Raw genomic sequence first — 15,661 nt, 5'->3', positions numbered from 1 at the left:
GGGGCATTCAAATTATGGATGTTTATGTCAATGGAAAGAAAGTCCGGGCCGATCCCAAACGGGCGATCGGTAAGGGAGGGGAAGCCGATGTGTTTGATATTGGTCATGGTCAGGCATTAAAGTTATTCAAATCCCCTAACCACCCTGATTATCAGGGACTACCGCAGGAACAACAAGCGGCCCGCGATCGTTTAGCACTGCATCAACAAAAACTACCCCAGTTTCCCAAACCGTTACCCGATCGGGTTGTAGCTCCGCAGGCATTAGCCACAGATAAAACTGGACAAACGATTCTCGGCTATACGATGTCTCTGTTAAAGGGGGCAGAGGTGCTATTGAAGTATGGCGAACGGAGTTTTCGGCAAACGGGAATTAAAGCTCAAACCGTAGTTCAGATTTTTCAGGATTTACATACAACTGTCTCTAAGCTCCATTTCGCTGGAATTATTATTGGTGACTTTAATGATTTAAATGTGTTAGTCAATGGTGCAGAGGCGCATTTAATTGATGTGGATTCCTGGCAGTTTAGCATCTTCCCCTGCCAGATGTTTACGGCTCGCTTTGTCGATCCGCTGATTTGCCAGCCCCAAGCATCCCAAGCAATGCTGCAACATCCCCATAATCAGGATTCGGATTGGTATGCCTTTGCCGTCATGCTGATGCAGTGTCTATTGTTTGTTGATCCCTATGGTGGGGTGTATAAGCCGAAATCTCCTAGCCAACACGTCCCCCATACGGCTCGATCGCTGCATCGAATTACGGTGTTTCATCCAGAGGTGCGCTATCCCAAACCAGCGATTCCTTATCAGGCATTGTCGGATGAATTGTTACATCACTTTCAGCAAATATTTGAGCGAGATGCCAGAGGTGAGTTTCCTCGATCGCTGCTCGATCGCCTGCAATGGACAACATGTAAACAGTGTGGCTTAGAACATGCGCGATCAAGTTGTCCGATCTGTATTCCCATCGTAACTAAGATGGTCAAACCAGCCTCAATCTTGCAAGGAACTGTTACCGCCACTCAGATTTTTGTGACTGAGGGAGTGATTGTATTTGCGACGGTAGAACGGGGTCAACTTAAATGGATTTACCACGATCGTGGTCAGTTCAAACGTGAAGATGGTTCTGTCATTCTACAAGGTGATTTAAATCCCTATTTGCGCTGGCAGATTCAGGGTAAAACAACGTTGCTAGGGTATCAAGGGCAGGTAATTCGCTTTTGTCCTGATCAAGTTCCAGAACGGTTTGCGGTTGAAAGTCTAGATGCGATCGCGCTATTCGATACAACTCCTAACCATTGTTATTGGATTGCGAATGGACAACTACAACGAGATGGTAACTTAGGGTCAGTTTATATCGGTGAAGTGTTACCTGAACAAACTCGATTCTGGGTCGGATCTGGCTTTGGCTTTGGCTTTTATCAAGCGGGTGAGCTGAGTGTTGCGTTTGTGTTTGACGTGGAAAAGTCAGGGATCTACGATCGCGTCCAACTACCCCATTGGCAGGGACAACTGATTCACACTAATTGCACCTTGAGTCAGGACTATGCCTGGTTATTCTGCAAGACCCAATTCCAGGGGCAACTTCACTATCACTGTACTGTAATTCATCGCAATGGAACTACGATCGCAACGGCTCAAGTCAAGGCTGGAGACAATCACTGGTTAGCCACGTTGGGAAATCATTTGACTACGGATGAATCCCGCTATTGTGCGGTGAACCATTTCCTATTAGCCCCAACGGATGAAGGCATTATCCGAATTGAAGTACAACGGCAACAGTTAATTCAGACAAAACTCTTTCCAGATACAGAACCCTTTGTCGATGGTCATTCTCGGCTATTACCCAGTTCAGGAGGGTTGTATGTGATCAACTGTCGGGAACTCCGATCGTTGAAGTTAAGTTAATCGAAACTACTGATTTTCAGAGGAGAAGACTATGGTGACTCAAACGACAACCCAGTTACCCATTCCCAGCTTTTTTGATCCGCGTCGGGTTGGCGAAGTATGGCGAGTGCCCTATCAGGAGCGAGCAATTCAAGCTAGAGATTGGGCAAAACAGCACCACTTACAAGCGGCAGCTAAGGATAAAACTCGGATCTGTTTGATGATTATTGATGCTCAAAACACGTTCTGTATTCCTGATTTTGAGTTATTTGTGGGGGGTCGATCGGGAATGGGTGCGGTCGAGGATAATCAACGGTTATGCGAATTCATTTATCGCAACTTAGGCGTGATTACTGAAATCGCCCCGACAATGGATACGCATACAGCCATGCAAATTTTTCATCCAATGTTCTGGGTGAATGATACGGGTGAAAATCCGGCTCCTATGACGATGATTACATTAGATCAGGTGCAGTCGGGAGTTTGGAAAGTGAGTCCAGCGATCGCCTATTCCCTCGCTAAGGGCAACTATCCAGGACTGCAATCCTTTGCTTTACACTATGTCAAGCGATTGAGTGATGAGGGTAAATATCCACTCACGATCTGGCCGTATCACTCGATGTTAGGGGGCATTGGTCATGCCTTGGTACCGGCTGTTGAAGAGGCGTGCTTTGTGCATAATCTTGCTCGGCACAGTCAAACGAATTTCGAGATTAAAGGTGGTAATCCCTTAACCGAGAATTATTCTGTTTTGCGGCCCGAAGTGCTGGATGATGCCACAGGTCGCCCGATCGCGCAAAAGAATGCTCGGTTTATTCAAAAGCTATTGGAGTTTGATGCGGTGATTATTGCCGGACAAGCCAAGAGTCATTGTGTCGCCTGGACGATCGCAGATTTGTTAACTGAAATCCAGGCCCAAGACCCTAAACTGGCACAGAAAGTTTACTTATTAGAAGACTGCACTTCACCCGTCGTTGTCCCTGGCATTGTCGATTTTACCGATCAGGCAGATGCGGCATTTCAGCGATTTGCCGATGCTGGAATGTATTTGGTTAAGTCTACAACTGCGATCGCTGATTGGTCAGGTATCACTTTGTAGTCCAAACCCTGAACATGATCACTTGTTATCCTAGTTATAGACATGGAGGGTTCCCCTATGGTTCAGGCACAAACCAAACCTCTGACCTTCGAGGAATTTTTAGAACAGTATCCCGAGAATGGTGGCTGTTACGAACTGGTGGAAGGAGAGGTAATCGAAGTGCGACCGATCGGCAAACATGAATTGATTTCTGGATTTCTCAGCTATCAATTAACAGATGTTGCTCTACAAGCTAATTTGCCCTATCGGATTCCGAAAACCTGTGTTGTGAAGCCTAATCGCCCAGGTGCGGGCTATATTCCAGATGTTGTCGTTCTCGATTTGACTTACCTGAACACTGATCCCTTATGGGAAACTGCTTCTACGATTACTCAAGGCACATCTGCACAATTGGTGGTTGAGGTGGTGAGTACCAATTGGCGAGATGATTATGGACTCAAACTCTCTGACTACGAAGCTCTAGGCATTCCAGAATATTGGATTATTGACTATAAAGCATTAGGTGCGGAACGGAATATTGGTTCTCCAAAACAACCTACACTCACAATTTGTACGTTAGTGAATGGAGAATATCATCTCAACCAATATCGGGAAGATCAATCTCTAATTTCAACTGTTTTCCCTAATTTGGAACTAACCGCGAATATGGTTTTTAACGCTGGTTTGCTACCTGATTGAACCTGTAAACAGTTCCTCGATCGCTTGAATCCAAAGACAATCCTCGTTTATTTAGTAATCCGCTAACGAGGATAGTAAGTAGCGCTTATGGGTGCTTCTGTTCACCTTGATTTCAGGTTGCTACAGATTTCTGTTCAGGGTTCACAGCCTAATTTTCTGACTGCAATTAACCCTAGCCTAGAGAGCATCAAAACGATCGCTCTCCAGAGTTCACCTATCGATTTTTTCTGACCAGGAGTTGAATTATGTCTCAAGCACCGGATCTCAATCAACTATTTCAATCGGCTCAGGCGGAAGGCACACTATCTAATGCGTCACTCCAGGCGTTGAATGTCCATGACATTGGAGCGCAAATTCAGGCAGGACTGGGTGTTCACGTTGACGATGTCATGGCAAGTGAAGTGGTATTAGTGACGCTGATGCCAGATGATTCTGGCTCGATCGATTATGCTGGCAATGCCGCGATCGTGCGATCGGGACATAACACGGTAATTGATGCGCTCATGAGTTCTCATCAGCAAGATAGCATCTTGGTTCATAATCGCTATTTGAATGGATTTGTGTTGTATCCCTACTGTTCGGTGTCGCAAGCAGTCCGGATGACGGAGCAAAACTACTATCCCAATCAAGGAACCCCTTTGTATGATCAAACGGTGGTGTTGTTAGGCACTGTCTTAGCTAAGGCACAGGAGTTTTCTGATCATGGTGTGCCAGTACGAACTGTGACGTTGATGATTACTGATGGTGCGGATGGTCATTCCCAACGGGCTACCGCAAAAACGGTAAAGGCGATCGTGCAAGATATGTTACGCACTGAAAATCACATTATTGCGGCAATGGGAATTGATGATGGCGATACTGATTTCCGCCAGGTATTTCGGGAGATGGGCATTCGAGATGAATGGGTTTTAACGCCGGGTAACGGGCAGAAAGAAATTCGTCAGGCTTTTCAAATGTTCTCCCAGTCGGCGGTTCGAGCCAGTCAAAGTGCTGGTAGCTTTAACCAAACCTCCCTAGGTGGATTTGGCACTCCATAAAGTTCTCTTGAAGTTTGCGGAGCGATCGCCGATGCAGTGGTAGTTCTGATTAAGCCTTGTGCGAATTGCTGAACACGGTTATTCTAGTGAACTCTAGTTTAGCCGTGATCGATATCACTTGATTTCTCTCTCAACATCACATTAAGGTATGCTGAATCATCACCTAGTTCTGGGAAGACTAGCTCCATAATTGAAGAGTACCGAGTTAGCCCCACTCTTATGAACTCTTCAACTGCACTACCCACTGATGCCATTCAAGAGATTGTTGACCGGATTCTTAGCTCCCGCCAAATTACACGCATTGATCAGCATCTGCTGTTATCGTTAAGTAGCCTGAATACCGCCGATCGCAACTTAATCAATCTGATCTTCGATCGCTTACGCAGTGGACTTTTGAAAGTGGTGGATTAATGAATACTGACTGGCAACCGATTAAATTTCTGATTCAGATCATCACGATGCAAATGCTAGTGATTGGTCTAGCCGTTTCCTTAGTAGTTGCCTTCCTGTAATCCGCAGCTTAGTATCCCGCAACCGCTCCTTCACCTCGGGGATCAGCCGCTCCTTCCAACCAACCCTTCGGTGTGCGCACGATCGCATTCGCATTCCCCCAACCTCTACCTTCCACAATGTTGTGGCCTCGCTGTCGTAAATTTGCCAGGGTCGCTGGCTCAAAGCCTGTTTCCATTCCTACTTGATCTGGCAACCATTGGTGATGTAATCGGGGAGCCGCTACCGCCTCTTTCACAGTCAAGTCATAAACCAATACATTTAGCACAATTTGTAAAACGGTTGTGATAATTGTGCTGCCGCCCGGAGATCCAGTCACCAGGCGCAATTCACCGTTTTCTGTAACGATCGTCGGAGTCATACTAGACAACGGTGTTTTACCAGGCGCGATCGCATTCGCCGCACCCCCCACCAAACCAAAGGCATTGGGCACATTAGGCGCGATCGCAAAATCATCCATTTCGTTATTTAGAATGATCCCCGTTCCGGGAACCAACACTTCTGCACCAAATCCCAGATTAATTGTGAAGGTCAAACTGATGGCATTACCATCGCGATCGACCACATTTAAATGCGAGGTATCTGCCGATTCTTTGGTCTGCGATCGAATCGCGGGTTGCCGAGGGATAGGTTGGTTTGACAGCCGTTGTAGTAATTGGGGATCAGCAGGTTTGACACTAGTTGAGGGACGAGCACGTTGGGGATCAATTTCCTGCCGCCGAATTCGGGCATAGTCTGGACTAATTAGGGCAGCAACCGGAACCGGCACGAAATCCGGATCCCCCAGGTATGCCGCGCGATCGGCGTAGGCAATTTTCATCGCTTCAATTAAGAAATGCAACACTTGCGGATGCTGCCGTCCCATTGCCTTTAAATCAGTCTCCCCAATCAAATTCAGCATTCCTAAGAGCAACACACCACCAGAGGAGGGCAATGGCATAGAGCAAACCCGCGCCGTCCGGAAGGTGCCACAGAGCGGTTCTCGCCAGATAGGACGGTACTGTTGCAAATCAGCGAGGGAGATCAAACCGCCTCTAGTTTGCATATCCTCAACGATCGCTTGAGCAATGGCTCCGGTATAAAACACCTGGGGATCACGGGCGATCGCTTGCAACGTCGTGGCTAAATCTCGCTGTACCAGCACATCTCCCACCTGTAAGGGAGTAGTCCCATTACGGGTAAAAATCTGGCGGGCATTGGGATCAGCCAGCAACGTAGATTGGTTGATCGCGGCTAACAACCGTGAACTGACGGGAAACCCCTCCTCGGCTAGCTGAATCGCTGGAGCAACCACTGTGTTCCACGGCAAGCGTCCATGCTGCCGATGAACTTCTGCGAGTCCCGCGATCGTCCCGGGGGTGGCGACCGCCAGATGCCCCTTTTTGCTGCGATCAGTCTGCACCTGACCCGCTTGATCCCGATACATGGTTGGCGTAGCTGCCAGGGGTGCCCGTTCCCGAAAGTCCAACGCTTTAATTTCACCCGTTTGCCCCGATCGCAGCAATAGAAACCCACCGCCCCCAATTCCAGCTGAAAAGGGTTCTACTACAGAAATCGCTAAAGTCGTTGCCACAGCCGCATCGATTGCATTCCCCCCCTGCTGTAACATTTTCAGTCCAGCTTGGCTCGCTAGGGGGTGCGCCGATACCACCACTCCTTGCTTGCCCCGATCGCTCGCTGTTAACCCTGGTTGGCTACTCAACCCCCCGATCGACCAGCTAACCGTCACGATGGCAATTACACGATGAATAGATCGGCGCATAGTGAATTGATCCCAAGCATGAACTAACCGATTTTCGTATATCTCGGTTGCCGCGATCGCGAAGTTGTGATGATTTTGTTTTTCCCTCAAAGCAACAAATTTACTTACCACAAAGCGCTGGCTGGCAATATGCTGGTCAGTGCTTCTAACCAATGGGCAGCGGCGACTCCGGCAGTGAAGCCGAACAGGTGATGTTTCCAGGTAATTGCGTTGTCTAAAGGAGTCATATCCCAAAGGAGGCGGTTATACAGACACCCGAGCGCGATCGAGAGCAAGGCAGACAGGAGACTGGATTCTAAATAGCCGCGTACCAATAGAAACCCCAGGTAGCTATATAAAATGCTGTGATAATTGGGCTGGGGCGATCGGGTGAACAGATAGTCACTCACTCCCGCCGCGAACACAGCTATCAATGTCACAATCAGCCAATCCTGAGTGCCACGCAGCAGCAACAGGGTATTAAACACAATCCAGGTGGGTAGAAATTGGGCAGGCGATCGCGAGGGGCGCTGAGTTGGGAGGATGCCAGCTTCATACCATAGTCCCGGAAACAGGCGGGAATTGATCCCCATCTGGGATAACACCTGACCAAGTAACAATGTGTTAACCAGCAAGAATAGCCAGGTGAAAACGACTAGCTCAACGAGTGGTTTGGCATCGATCGTCCATCCTTCTACCATGCCAGAGATCTACTATGCTTCCGGATATTCTACTTGCCGTAGCAAAATTGCATACCGATCGTTATTCGTGATCGCGCTGCACCCCTTTAACAATGCGAGAGAGTTCACTCTTTTCGTCTACCGAAATTCGGGTGGGTGAACCGCTAATGATCCGCTCAAAGTTACGGAACGAATCCTTAATCTCCGGCCCATGTTCGCTGATCGTGTACTCCCGAATTGCTTTATCGTGCCAGGAACCACGCATTTTAAACACGTTGATTGCCCGAGACATCTCACCCCGAATCTCGACATATTGCAGCAGTAAAATGGTGTCGGTGATGGTGGAAATATGGGAGTCGGTAATCGAGTGCGATCCCATAAATTGATCGGTGGTGTTGGTAAAGAAGCCCGTAATCTCCTCTTGCTTGGCAAACCCGGTTACACCAATGACAAATTGCCGGAAGGCATTGTTACTCACCCCCCGCGCCAGGGCAGAGAGGGAATCGATCGCAATCCGCGACGGTTTAAATTCGGCGATCTCGGATTTAATGATTTGTAAATGATCCTCTAACCCCATCGATTCTGGATAGGTACAAAGAATTCGCAGTAAGCCTTGCTGTTCTAAATCTTCAAAGTCAATGCCCCAGGAGGAAGCATTCCGAGATAACTGGGCACGGGATTCTTCATAGGCAAATAACATGGCTCGTTCGCCGCGCACACAGGCATTTTCTAGAAACTTGCTGACTAATAGAGTTTTACCTGTACCTGTTGCGCCCGTTGCCAGAATAATCGAGTCTTTGAAAAAGCCGCCGCCACACATCTCGTCCAGAGCCTCGACCCCCGAAGACACCCGAGCATTGGACGATCGTTGCGTCAGGCGCATAGCTCCGAGCGGGAAGATATTGATCCCATGATTGGTAATCGTAAAGGGATACTCACCTTTCATGTGAGTGGTGCCCCGCAACTTGAGAATTTCGACAGTGCGGCGACGACGCTCCCCTTCCAGCACATTCCGGACGATCACCACATTGTCTGAGACAAATTCCTCGACACCAAAGCGAGCCACGGGCCCATATTCATCGATCCGCTCGGTGGTCATAATCGTAGTCGCACCGACTTGTTTTAACCGTGCTACTAAGCGAAAGATTTCCCGGCGCACCACAGAAGCGGCATCATATTGTTGAAATACAGCGGTGACAGAATCGATCGATACCCGTTTGGCTTTGTATTTCCGAATCGCGTATTGAATCCGTTCGATCAAAGCCGATAGATCAAAGTTGCCGACGACATCCTGACCCTCGGGATCGGGAGAAGCATCTAAAATAAATAGCTTGCCTTCATCTACCAGTTTTTGCAGATCCCAACCAAAACTAAAGGCATTTTTAATAATGTCGGTGGGTGACTCTTCAAAGGTGACAAATACGCCAGCTTCGTCAAAGCAGGTAATGCCGTTATATAGAAATTGCACCGCCAGCAGAGTTTTACCAGTGCCGGATGTGCCACTGACCAGGGTAGTTCGCCCCACAGGCAATCCACCATGACTGATGTCATCAAACCCCTCAATCATGGTACGGATTTTTTGTACCCCGATCGTGTTAGGTTGATCGCTCTGTGTCGCTTGATTAAGTTGATTCATAAAAGGTGTAATTTAAGCCGCCATTCCTGCCTAGATCAGCCATCCGTTACATTTAGCATAAAACGTAGTGTATATAACGCGTTTACCTTACTCGATACTGGCTTCTTCCTCGCGCAGTTCTTCATACAGTAGATCCAACCCGATCAACACTTTTTCGCGATCGGATAGATCCCCAATAATTTTACGCACAGGGGGTGGCAGAATTTTTGACAAGGTAGGAGTTGCCAGAATTTTGTCTTCCTCAGCCAATTGAGGATTTTTCAACACATCTATGACTTTTAAGGCGTAGACCCCCTGAAACTCTTCTTCTAAAATATTATTGAGTGTTTTCAGGGCACGAATTGAGTTTGGCGTATTGCCAGCGACGTAGAGCTTCAGAACGTAAGTTTTTTTTAGAGGACTCATGGATTCGGTTCAGCTTTTCAAGATTCTCGAGGAATTGAGCGCCGATACATTTCGCATAGGTGAGCAATTGTATCAATCAATGTCAGGCGGTAATCCAGCAAAATTTCTTCACTCCGCCCTTCCAATTTTAGCTGTTTAGAAAATTCATCCATTAGCTCCATGTGGGTTTCAACGACTTGAGCTACCGGGATGTCTGTAAAAAATACTGTATTTACAAAGTCATCAATCCGCTGGTTCAGCGTACCATCATTGGCAAAATACCGCAGCACAATCTCCCGGTACTCTAGCTTCAGCTTGTTCAGCAATTCCTGTTTCTGGTCAGAAGGTAGGTGGCGGAAAAAGTTTTGGGGATTCCGTTTGTAATACACGCCCAGGTATCCTAATCGCTCCTTAAGTTTTTCGGTGAGCCGATTCTGTTCGCGGATTAAAACATCCAACGCTGGTTGGTCACGGATCAGAGTAGGGATCACGGGGCTAGTTGAACGCCAGTTAGGGGAAAGTGCCAAAAACTGACGGATTGCCTGATCAATATAGCAATCTATTTCCGGCAACTGGTCAACCGTTACGTGAACTTCTGCCGTGTGGTAAGTAAACGATAGGTCGGAAGCGGTTGAGCCGGAACTGTCGGGGGGAAGATCGCCCGAGACCGGAGAGGCGGTGATCCTGTCGGGGGGCGAGATCGGATCAATGAGTACCGCCGGTAACAGGCTAGCCTGCCCATACAGCCAGTTAATGATCTGGGGGAGATCCGCCTGGATCTGGAGCAGCAAACAGTCTAAATGCTGCTTCTCTTGCTCGATCAGTTGCCAGAATTGAGCTTGGCTCTGAGCATAAATCACCTTATAGCGATCGGGACTCAGTGCCTTCAGGATGGTCTGAGTCAGGGAATCATGGGTCAGAAAAGTGCCAATAAAGAGTTGGGGACGCAAGGTTTTAGCGGATAAATAGGATAAATCAGACTCAGAGAGGGGGGCGTGAACCAGGCTCAATCCAGGATATAGGAACTGGGTTTTGACGAATCAGGTAGCAAATATCTGGGAAACTTAATATTTTGTTAAAATTAAACACTTAATTAATTATAAGTGCAACGTGATCTGCTCCTCCAGAACGCCATAATGAAAGGTAGCGATCGTGGGAGTAAATTCTCACCCTACGGCGCTGAACCTCTAAGCTACCAAGTGTCGTTCTCCTCTTTGGTAGCGTGATGTGGAACTAATGGTCAATCTGTCAGGGATCCTGCGGCATTCTGATTGGGGACGACCAGTGCAGACTGACTCATCGCCGCGTCGTTGTGCCGTCTCAAGGCAGGTTTTTCATGTCTCAGCACACTGCCTGTCTCCCGGAATTGATTGAACTGCTTCCTACTTGCTCGACTACAGCGACCCTGGCAACGGTTCTGGCAGAATTTAGCCGGATCGATATTGATCGGTTAGTTGTAATTAATCCCCAGTATCACCCGATCGGCGTTGTCCGCTTACCGACCCTAATGTCGTATGTCCTGACGGTGGGGTTAGGGCAGTCTGTTCTGAGAGTACCCTCCAGCGAACCAATTTTAGCCACCCCCCTATTACAGCTAGAGCCCACGATCGTGGAATCGGTGCTGGTGCTGTCAGCCGATTTAACCCTGGAGCAACTATTAGGACAGCTACAAATCTCCGGTGACGGACACTATGCCTTCGTCGATCGCCAGGGACATTATTTAGGTTTACTGAATCAAACTCAACTGCTGCGGGTACTCACAGCCAATCTCCTAACGGCTCACCCTCCGGCGGCGATCGCGTCTGGGTTCACCCCCTTGGGAGGACAGACAGGTCACTTAGGGCAGGGCAGCTATCAGCCCCAGCAGCAACCGATCATCTTTTTAATGCAGCAGTTGCTGACCCAAAAAAAAGAACTGGAACAGCAGATTCAGTTGCAACAACAAATTATCCATCATCTTCAGGCAACCCACCCACCATTAGCAACGACTGATCCCTTCACCCACACCAGCGAGGCAACCGCCTCAACCGCGCTACTAGAATTGTTCGATCGATTACCCTTACCCCTGATGTTACAGACTAATCAGGGGCAGGTCGTCGTCCAAAATCTGGTCTGGCAGGAACAGGTCGGCGAATTATTAGAGCCAGAGTGTGTTGGACGGGATGCGGCGAATGTCTTAGAAACCTCGGAGATGGAAGCCCCTACCCCAACGGGAGTCCCAGATCCGGAATTTCCTCAACCCTTTGGCACTACGGCTGCCGATCCGCGTTTAGCGCACGCTCCTCTCTGCTATTCCGGTACTAAACCGAATACCTGCATTTGTGTCTGTGCCTTAAAAAATGGGCAGGAACGCATTTGGCAGTTTATTAAAATTCCGTTAGGGGCAGTGTTACCCAAGTCCCTGATCGATAGTAGCCATTGGTCAATGCGTTTGACGGAACTGGATGATGCCGAAGCGGCGGAGCAAGCCTCCTGTCCATTCCGACTGGCAACCCTGACCTCAACTCAGCCTGCTGAAGTGGGGGAAGCATCGGTAGCGAGCGTTGAGCCTCCCGAGGAAATGCTGTGGTTGATCCTGGCGCAGGATGTCACAGAACAGCAGCAGCTCGCCAGAGAACTTACGGCTAAAAATGCTGATCTGGTGCAACTGAACCGGCTCAAGGACGAATTTTTAGCCTGTATTAGCCATGAGCTCAAAACACCGCTCACCGCCGTACTGGGATTATCCAGCTTGCTGAAGGACCAAACACTAGGGCAATTGAATCAACGCCAAATTCACTATGCTCAACTGATTTATCAGAGTGGACGACACTTGATGACGGTGGTGAATGACATTCTCGATCTGACTCGGATAGAAACCGGCCAGTTGGATCTGGTGTTTGAACCCGTAAATATTCCATCGGTCTGTAGTCGGGCGTTTGATCAGGCAAAACAGCTATGGCTGGTTGAAAGTAAGCAGGATCTGGCGGCGGCCGATGATTGCCCGATCGCCCAATTTTCCCTGGAAATTGAACCCGGTCTAGAGACGATCGTGGCAGATGAACTGCGGTTACGGCAGATTCTTGTCCACCTGCTGTCTAACGCTCTCAAGTTTACGGAACCCGATAATCCGATCGGGCTAAAAGTGGGTCGCTGGGGAGGGTGGATTGCCTTCACCGTTTGGGATACCGGGATCGGCATCCCAGCCGACAAACAGCATTTGATCTTCCAAAAGTTCCAACAACTGGAAAATCCGCTGACCCGTCGCTTTGAGGGAACTGGACTGGGGTTAGTGCTGACTCAACGATTGGCGCGGCTCCATGGTGGGGATGTCACCTTCCTATCCAAAGAAAGCCAGGGCAGCCAGTTTACAGTGTTGTTACCCCCTGCCCCCGCCCAGCCTACCCGCCCCTCCAGGCTATCCGACCCGGATGACTTAAGTGATTTTGACCAGACCTTCCGATCTCCTACGGGACGTGTGCCTCTTCATACTCGGGCTTCAGTCGGCTCGTCTCAGCGATCGTCTGCCGCCTCATTGTCTCCCTCCGCCTCACGGGCAGCGGCTTCTAGCGATCGACTGGTATTGGTGGTAGAAGCGGCTCCGCCGTCGATCGAGGCATTATCTGAGCAATTGACGGGTTTAGGCTATCGGGTGGTGATTGCCCGATCGGGGACAGAAGCCCTGGAAAAAGCCCGGCGGCTACAACCCTGTATTATCTTTTTAAATCCGCTCCTGCCCCTGTTATCCGGTTGGGATGTCCTAACCCTGCTCAAATCTAATCTAGAAACACGGCAAATTCCGGTAGTGGTGACGGCAACGACTGTTGATCAAGAGGAAGCGCGTCATAGCCATGCCAACGGCTTTCTCAGTATGCCGATCGCGCCTAAGGCACTCCAAACGGTGCTACAGCAATTCGTAGCGCCATCGAGTGCACCTAAATCGCGTCCCACTTCCAGTAGACTGACCATTCTGCGCCTCAGTCCTCCTCTCCTATACAACACCCATCCTTCCCCCTGGCATGGCTCGACTCTGGATCTGAATCAATTGCTACACTCCCATCATTACCGGGTCTTAGAAGCAGATGATCTGGAGCAGGCGGAACTGCTGGCACGGGTCTGGAAACCGGATGTGATTTTGTTAGATCGAGCGGTTCCCAATCCAGATGTTTATTTCCAACAATTCAGTCATCACACATTTCTGGCAGCCTTGCCATTGGTTCTGCTGGATCCCGCCACCACCCAAGCCGCTAACCAGATCCCTGGTCTATTAGTATTTCCCTGTCTGGCAGCGCCTGATACAAAGCCCTTTGCGGACGGTGATCCGGAGGTGTCGGCTGTACTACGGGTTGTACAGGTAGCCGCAGGGTATGTTTGGCGACCGACGGTGCTGGCGATCGACCTGGCAACCTTACCCCTATCCCCCGAAGCCACAACTTCGCCCACGCCACCCACGCTAACCCTTGGCAGTTTGCCCCAGGAGGCCGAGTGGCTACAAGCCCTGATGCAGTATCTCCAAACGGCTGGTTTTAGTGGATCGATCGCCCGTTCCTGGCAAGAAGTGTTGTATCAAGTCCAGTCCCAGAGTATTGATCTACTCCTGATTGGCTGTACCACGCCTGAACTACCTGGGAGTGTCATAGAACAGTTGCTGGCTCTGCATGACCTGGCGATAAAACCGCCTGTATTAGTGCTGGATCATCGCTACTCCAATCCCCAGGATCCTCCCAGGATGGCGATCGAGCTACCAGCCGTTATTCAACAGCTAGCGACCCAGATCCTCACCCACGCTACGCCGATGCCAGAATTACTCCATTACATCCAGCAGATTGTGACTGGCTGAAAGCTCGATTAGTCGAAAATTAATTCCCCTATCTTCAACCAATAAAAAACCCGACGCACTGCCGGGTAAACACTAAGGAGAATCCAAATGAGTTATTAACAGGTGGACTACTTCAGTCTGTTGATCAAACAAACCGCCAGTAGAAATGTGGGTTTGAACGGTTAGTTTTATTGTAAATAAATGTAAAACTTTTTGTTACGAAATGTCAATGCCATCGAAGTCGCGGATTGATCAGAATTACTCAGCAGAATCATCAGCTTTTCTTATGTGGTGCGATCGCCGTTAAGAAACTAATCCTGGGCAACATCGTCTAGTCTGGAAGCAAGCCTTCCGTGATCAGATGACGCACTCTTCCTGAACATCATGGGTATACTGAGTAGGCTGAAGTCAGGAGAGTTTGCTTGGGCAGCCAGCATCGCTCCAATCTCAGATGACTGGAGGGCGATCGCTGACTCCAGTCCGCTTAATCCCTTAGCATCTTAACCATTGTTTCCGGAGCACATTTTATCCATGCCACGCCAACGTAGACCGATCTTACTTCCCCCTACCCCCCAACGTCGCCAGCCGAAACTGAGAAGTAAAGAACTCGATCTATTGCTGTTAGCCGGCTGTTCGTGTTTATTTACCCTGCTGTATCATCCCGTGGCTGAAGCGCTCCAGTCTCCCTCAACCAGTCATAGTCAGTCTGCTACTACCCATGTAGGGCAAACATCCGTTCAGCATCCCAGTACAGTCTCCCCTGCCCTCCCCTCTCGCCGCGAAGAAATTCAGGAAGAGGAAGAATAGCAATCACGAAGGTAGTCTCTGATTTACTTTGTCTAATCGCAGTGGGCTATCAGCCCGATCATGCTTCACGGTTTCGACAGAGTGACTATATTGCAGGTCGGCTTTTTGATATTGTCGTGAGTGGTAAGAATAACTAGCAAGCTCGTCAGTTGTCTTGACTCCGTTTACCACTAACCCTAGAACCGATTGTCCTGTTTGAGTTAGTAGTTCTTTGGTTGCTGTTGCACTGGCTTTATCAATTGTTCCCGGTCGAATTACTAGCAAGATTCCGTCGGTACACTTAGCTAGACTGATAGCATCAGCAACCAGTAACAATGGTGGTGTATCCAGAATGACAAAATCGTAGATTTCTCTAAACTCCTGCATGAGTTTGCTCATGGCTACTGAGGTGCTTGAATGACAAAT

Annotated in this window: 13 protein-coding genes; 7 read left to right on the top strand and 6 right to left on the bottom strand. The window is 49.0% G+C overall.

What is annotated here, in order from left to right; translation table 11 throughout:
• The first annotated feature begins 14 nt into the window (after positions 1 to 14).
• The 5 genes from ACN4EK_RS08430 (at position 15) to ACN4EK_RS08410 (ending at position 5,111) form a co-directional block, all read left to right on the top strand.
• The gene (locus tag ACN4EK_RS08430) at positions 15 to 1,907 is read left to right on the top strand and encodes a hypothetical protein (RefSeq protein ID WP_431657403.1); all 1,893 of its coding nucleotides are present in this window, start codon (positions 15 to 17) and stop codon (positions 1,905 to 1,907) included.
• A gap of 31 nt (positions 1,908 to 1,938) precedes the next feature.
• Entirely contained in the window at positions 1,939 to 2,985 is a 1,047-nt protein-coding gene (locus ACN4EK_RS08425; RefSeq protein WP_431657402.1) for a cysteine hydrolase family protein, read from the top strand.
• A gap of 57 nt (positions 2,986 to 3,042) precedes the next feature.
• Positions 3,043 to 3,663 (top strand): Uma2 family endonuclease, encoded by a 621-nt coding sequence (locus ACN4EK_RS08420; protein ID WP_431657401.1) that lies wholly within the window; start codon positions 3,043 to 3,045, stop codon positions 3,661 to 3,663.
• A gap of 245 nt (positions 3,664 to 3,908) precedes the next feature.
• Positions 3,909 to 4,700 (top strand): hypothetical protein, encoded by a 792-nt coding sequence (locus ACN4EK_RS08415; RefSeq protein ID WP_431657400.1) that lies wholly within the window; start codon positions 3,909 to 3,911, stop codon positions 4,698 to 4,700.
• Positions 4,701 to 4,919: 219 nt separating this feature from the next.
• A complete protein-coding gene (locus ACN4EK_RS08410) occupies positions 4,920 to 5,111 on the top strand; it encodes a hypothetical protein (RefSeq protein WP_431657399.1) in 192 nt (63 codons plus the stop codon).
• A 109-nt stretch (positions 5,112 to 5,220) separates the two neighbouring features.
• Here the strand turns inward: ACN4EK_RS08410 and ggt are convergent, their stop codons facing one another.
• From ggt to ACN4EK_RS08385, 5 genes are all read right to left on the bottom strand, one after another.
• Positions 5,221 to 6,972, bottom strand: a complete 1,752-nt coding sequence (gene ggt / locus ACN4EK_RS08405; RefSeq protein ID WP_431657398.1) for a gamma-glutamyltransferase — start codon at positions 6,970 to 6,972, stop codon at positions 5,221 to 5,223.
• A 104-nt stretch (positions 6,973 to 7,076) separates the two neighbouring features.
• Positions 7,077 to 7,652 (bottom strand): hypothetical protein, encoded by a 576-nt coding sequence (locus ACN4EK_RS08400; protein WP_431657397.1) that lies wholly within the window; start codon positions 7,650 to 7,652, stop codon positions 7,077 to 7,079.
• Between the two features lie 61 nt (positions 7,653 to 7,713).
• Complete coding sequence (gene kaiC, locus ACN4EK_RS08395) at positions 7,714 to 9,267, bottom strand: circadian clock protein KaiC (protein WP_431657396.1); 1,554 nt, start codon at positions 9,265 to 9,267, stop codon at positions 7,714 to 7,716.
• An 87-nt stretch (positions 9,268 to 9,354) separates the two neighbouring features.
• The gene (kaiB, locus tag ACN4EK_RS08390; RefSeq protein WP_431657395.1) at positions 9,355 to 9,672 is read right to left on the bottom strand and encodes a circadian clock protein KaiB; all 318 of its coding nucleotides are present in this window, start codon (positions 9,670 to 9,672) and stop codon (positions 9,355 to 9,357) included.
• Between the two features lie 17 nt (positions 9,673 to 9,689).
• A complete protein-coding gene (locus ACN4EK_RS08385; protein ID WP_431657394.1) occupies positions 9,690 to 10,661 on the bottom strand; it encodes a circadian clock protein KaiA in 972 nt (323 codons plus the stop codon).
• Positions 10,662 to 10,987: 326 nt separating this feature from the next.
• Here ACN4EK_RS08385 and ACN4EK_RS08380 point away from each other — a divergent pair, with 326 nt between their 5' ends.
• Both ACN4EK_RS08380 and ACN4EK_RS08375 read left to right on the top strand, forming a co-directional pair.
• Entirely contained in the window at positions 10,988 to 14,470 is a 3,483-nt protein-coding gene (locus ACN4EK_RS08380; protein WP_431657393.1) for an ATP-binding protein, read from the top strand.
• 510 nt (positions 14,471 to 14,980) lie between these two features.
• Complete coding sequence (locus ACN4EK_RS08375; protein ID WP_431657392.1) at positions 14,981 to 15,256, top strand: hypothetical protein; 276 nt, start codon at positions 14,981 to 14,983, stop codon at positions 15,254 to 15,256.
• A 3-nt stretch (positions 15,257 to 15,259) separates the two neighbouring features.
• Here ACN4EK_RS08375 and ACN4EK_RS08370 read toward each other — a convergent pair whose 3' ends face one another.
• A complete protein-coding gene (locus ACN4EK_RS08370; RefSeq protein WP_431657391.1) occupies positions 15,260 to 15,634 on the bottom strand; it encodes a tyrosine-protein kinase family protein in 375 nt (124 codons plus the stop codon).
• Positions 15,635 to 15,661 lie beyond the last annotated feature (27 nt).

The organism is Pantanalinema rosaneae CENA516, from assembly GCF_050753385.1.
Taxonomy (GTDB): Bacteria; Cyanobacteriota; Cyanobacteriia; order Leptolyngbyales; family Leptolyngbyaceae; genus Pantanalinema; species Pantanalinema rosaneae.
This window is presented reverse-complemented; position numbering and strand designations above follow the sequence as displayed.

Coding starts and splice junctions, on each gene's coding strand:
- kaiC (WP_431657396.1), bottom strand. CDS start 9,267: ATGAATCAACTTAATCAAGCGACACAGAGCGATCAACCTAACACGATC.
- ACN4EK_RS08430 (WP_431657403.1), top strand. CDS start 15: ATGGATGTTTATGTCAATGGAAAGAAAGTCCGGGCCGATCCCAAACGG.
- kaiB (WP_431657395.1), bottom strand. CDS start 9,672: ATGAGTCCTCTAAAAAAAACTTACGTTCTGAAGCTCTACGTCGCTGGC.
- ACN4EK_RS08370 (WP_431657391.1), bottom strand. CDS start 15,634: ATGAGCAAACTCATGCAGGAGTTTAGAGAAATCTACGATTTTGTCATT.
- ACN4EK_RS08420 (WP_431657401.1), top strand. CDS start 3,043: ATGGTTCAGGCACAAACCAAACCTCTGACCTTCGAGGAATTTTTAGAA.
- ACN4EK_RS08375 (WP_431657392.1), top strand. CDS start 14,981: ATGCCACGCCAACGTAGACCGATCTTACTTCCCCCTACCCCCCAACGT.
- ggt (WP_431657398.1), bottom strand. CDS start 6,972: ATGCGCCGATCTATTCATCGTGTAATTGCCATCGTGACGGTTAGCTGG.
- ACN4EK_RS08380 (WP_431657393.1), top strand. CDS start 10,988: ATGTCTCAGCACACTGCCTGTCTCCCGGAATTGATTGAACTGCTTCCT.
- ACN4EK_RS08425 (WP_431657402.1), top strand. CDS start 1,939: ATGGTGACTCAAACGACAACCCAGTTACCCATTCCCAGCTTTTTTGAT.
- ACN4EK_RS08410 (WP_431657399.1), top strand. CDS start 4,920: ATGAACTCTTCAACTGCACTACCCACTGATGCCATTCAAGAGATTGTT.
- ACN4EK_RS08415 (WP_431657400.1), top strand. CDS start 3,909: ATGTCTCAAGCACCGGATCTCAATCAACTATTTCAATCGGCTCAGGCG.
- ACN4EK_RS08400 (WP_431657397.1), bottom strand. CDS start 7,652: ATGGTAGAAGGATGGACGATCGATGCCAAACCACTCGTTGAGCTAGTC.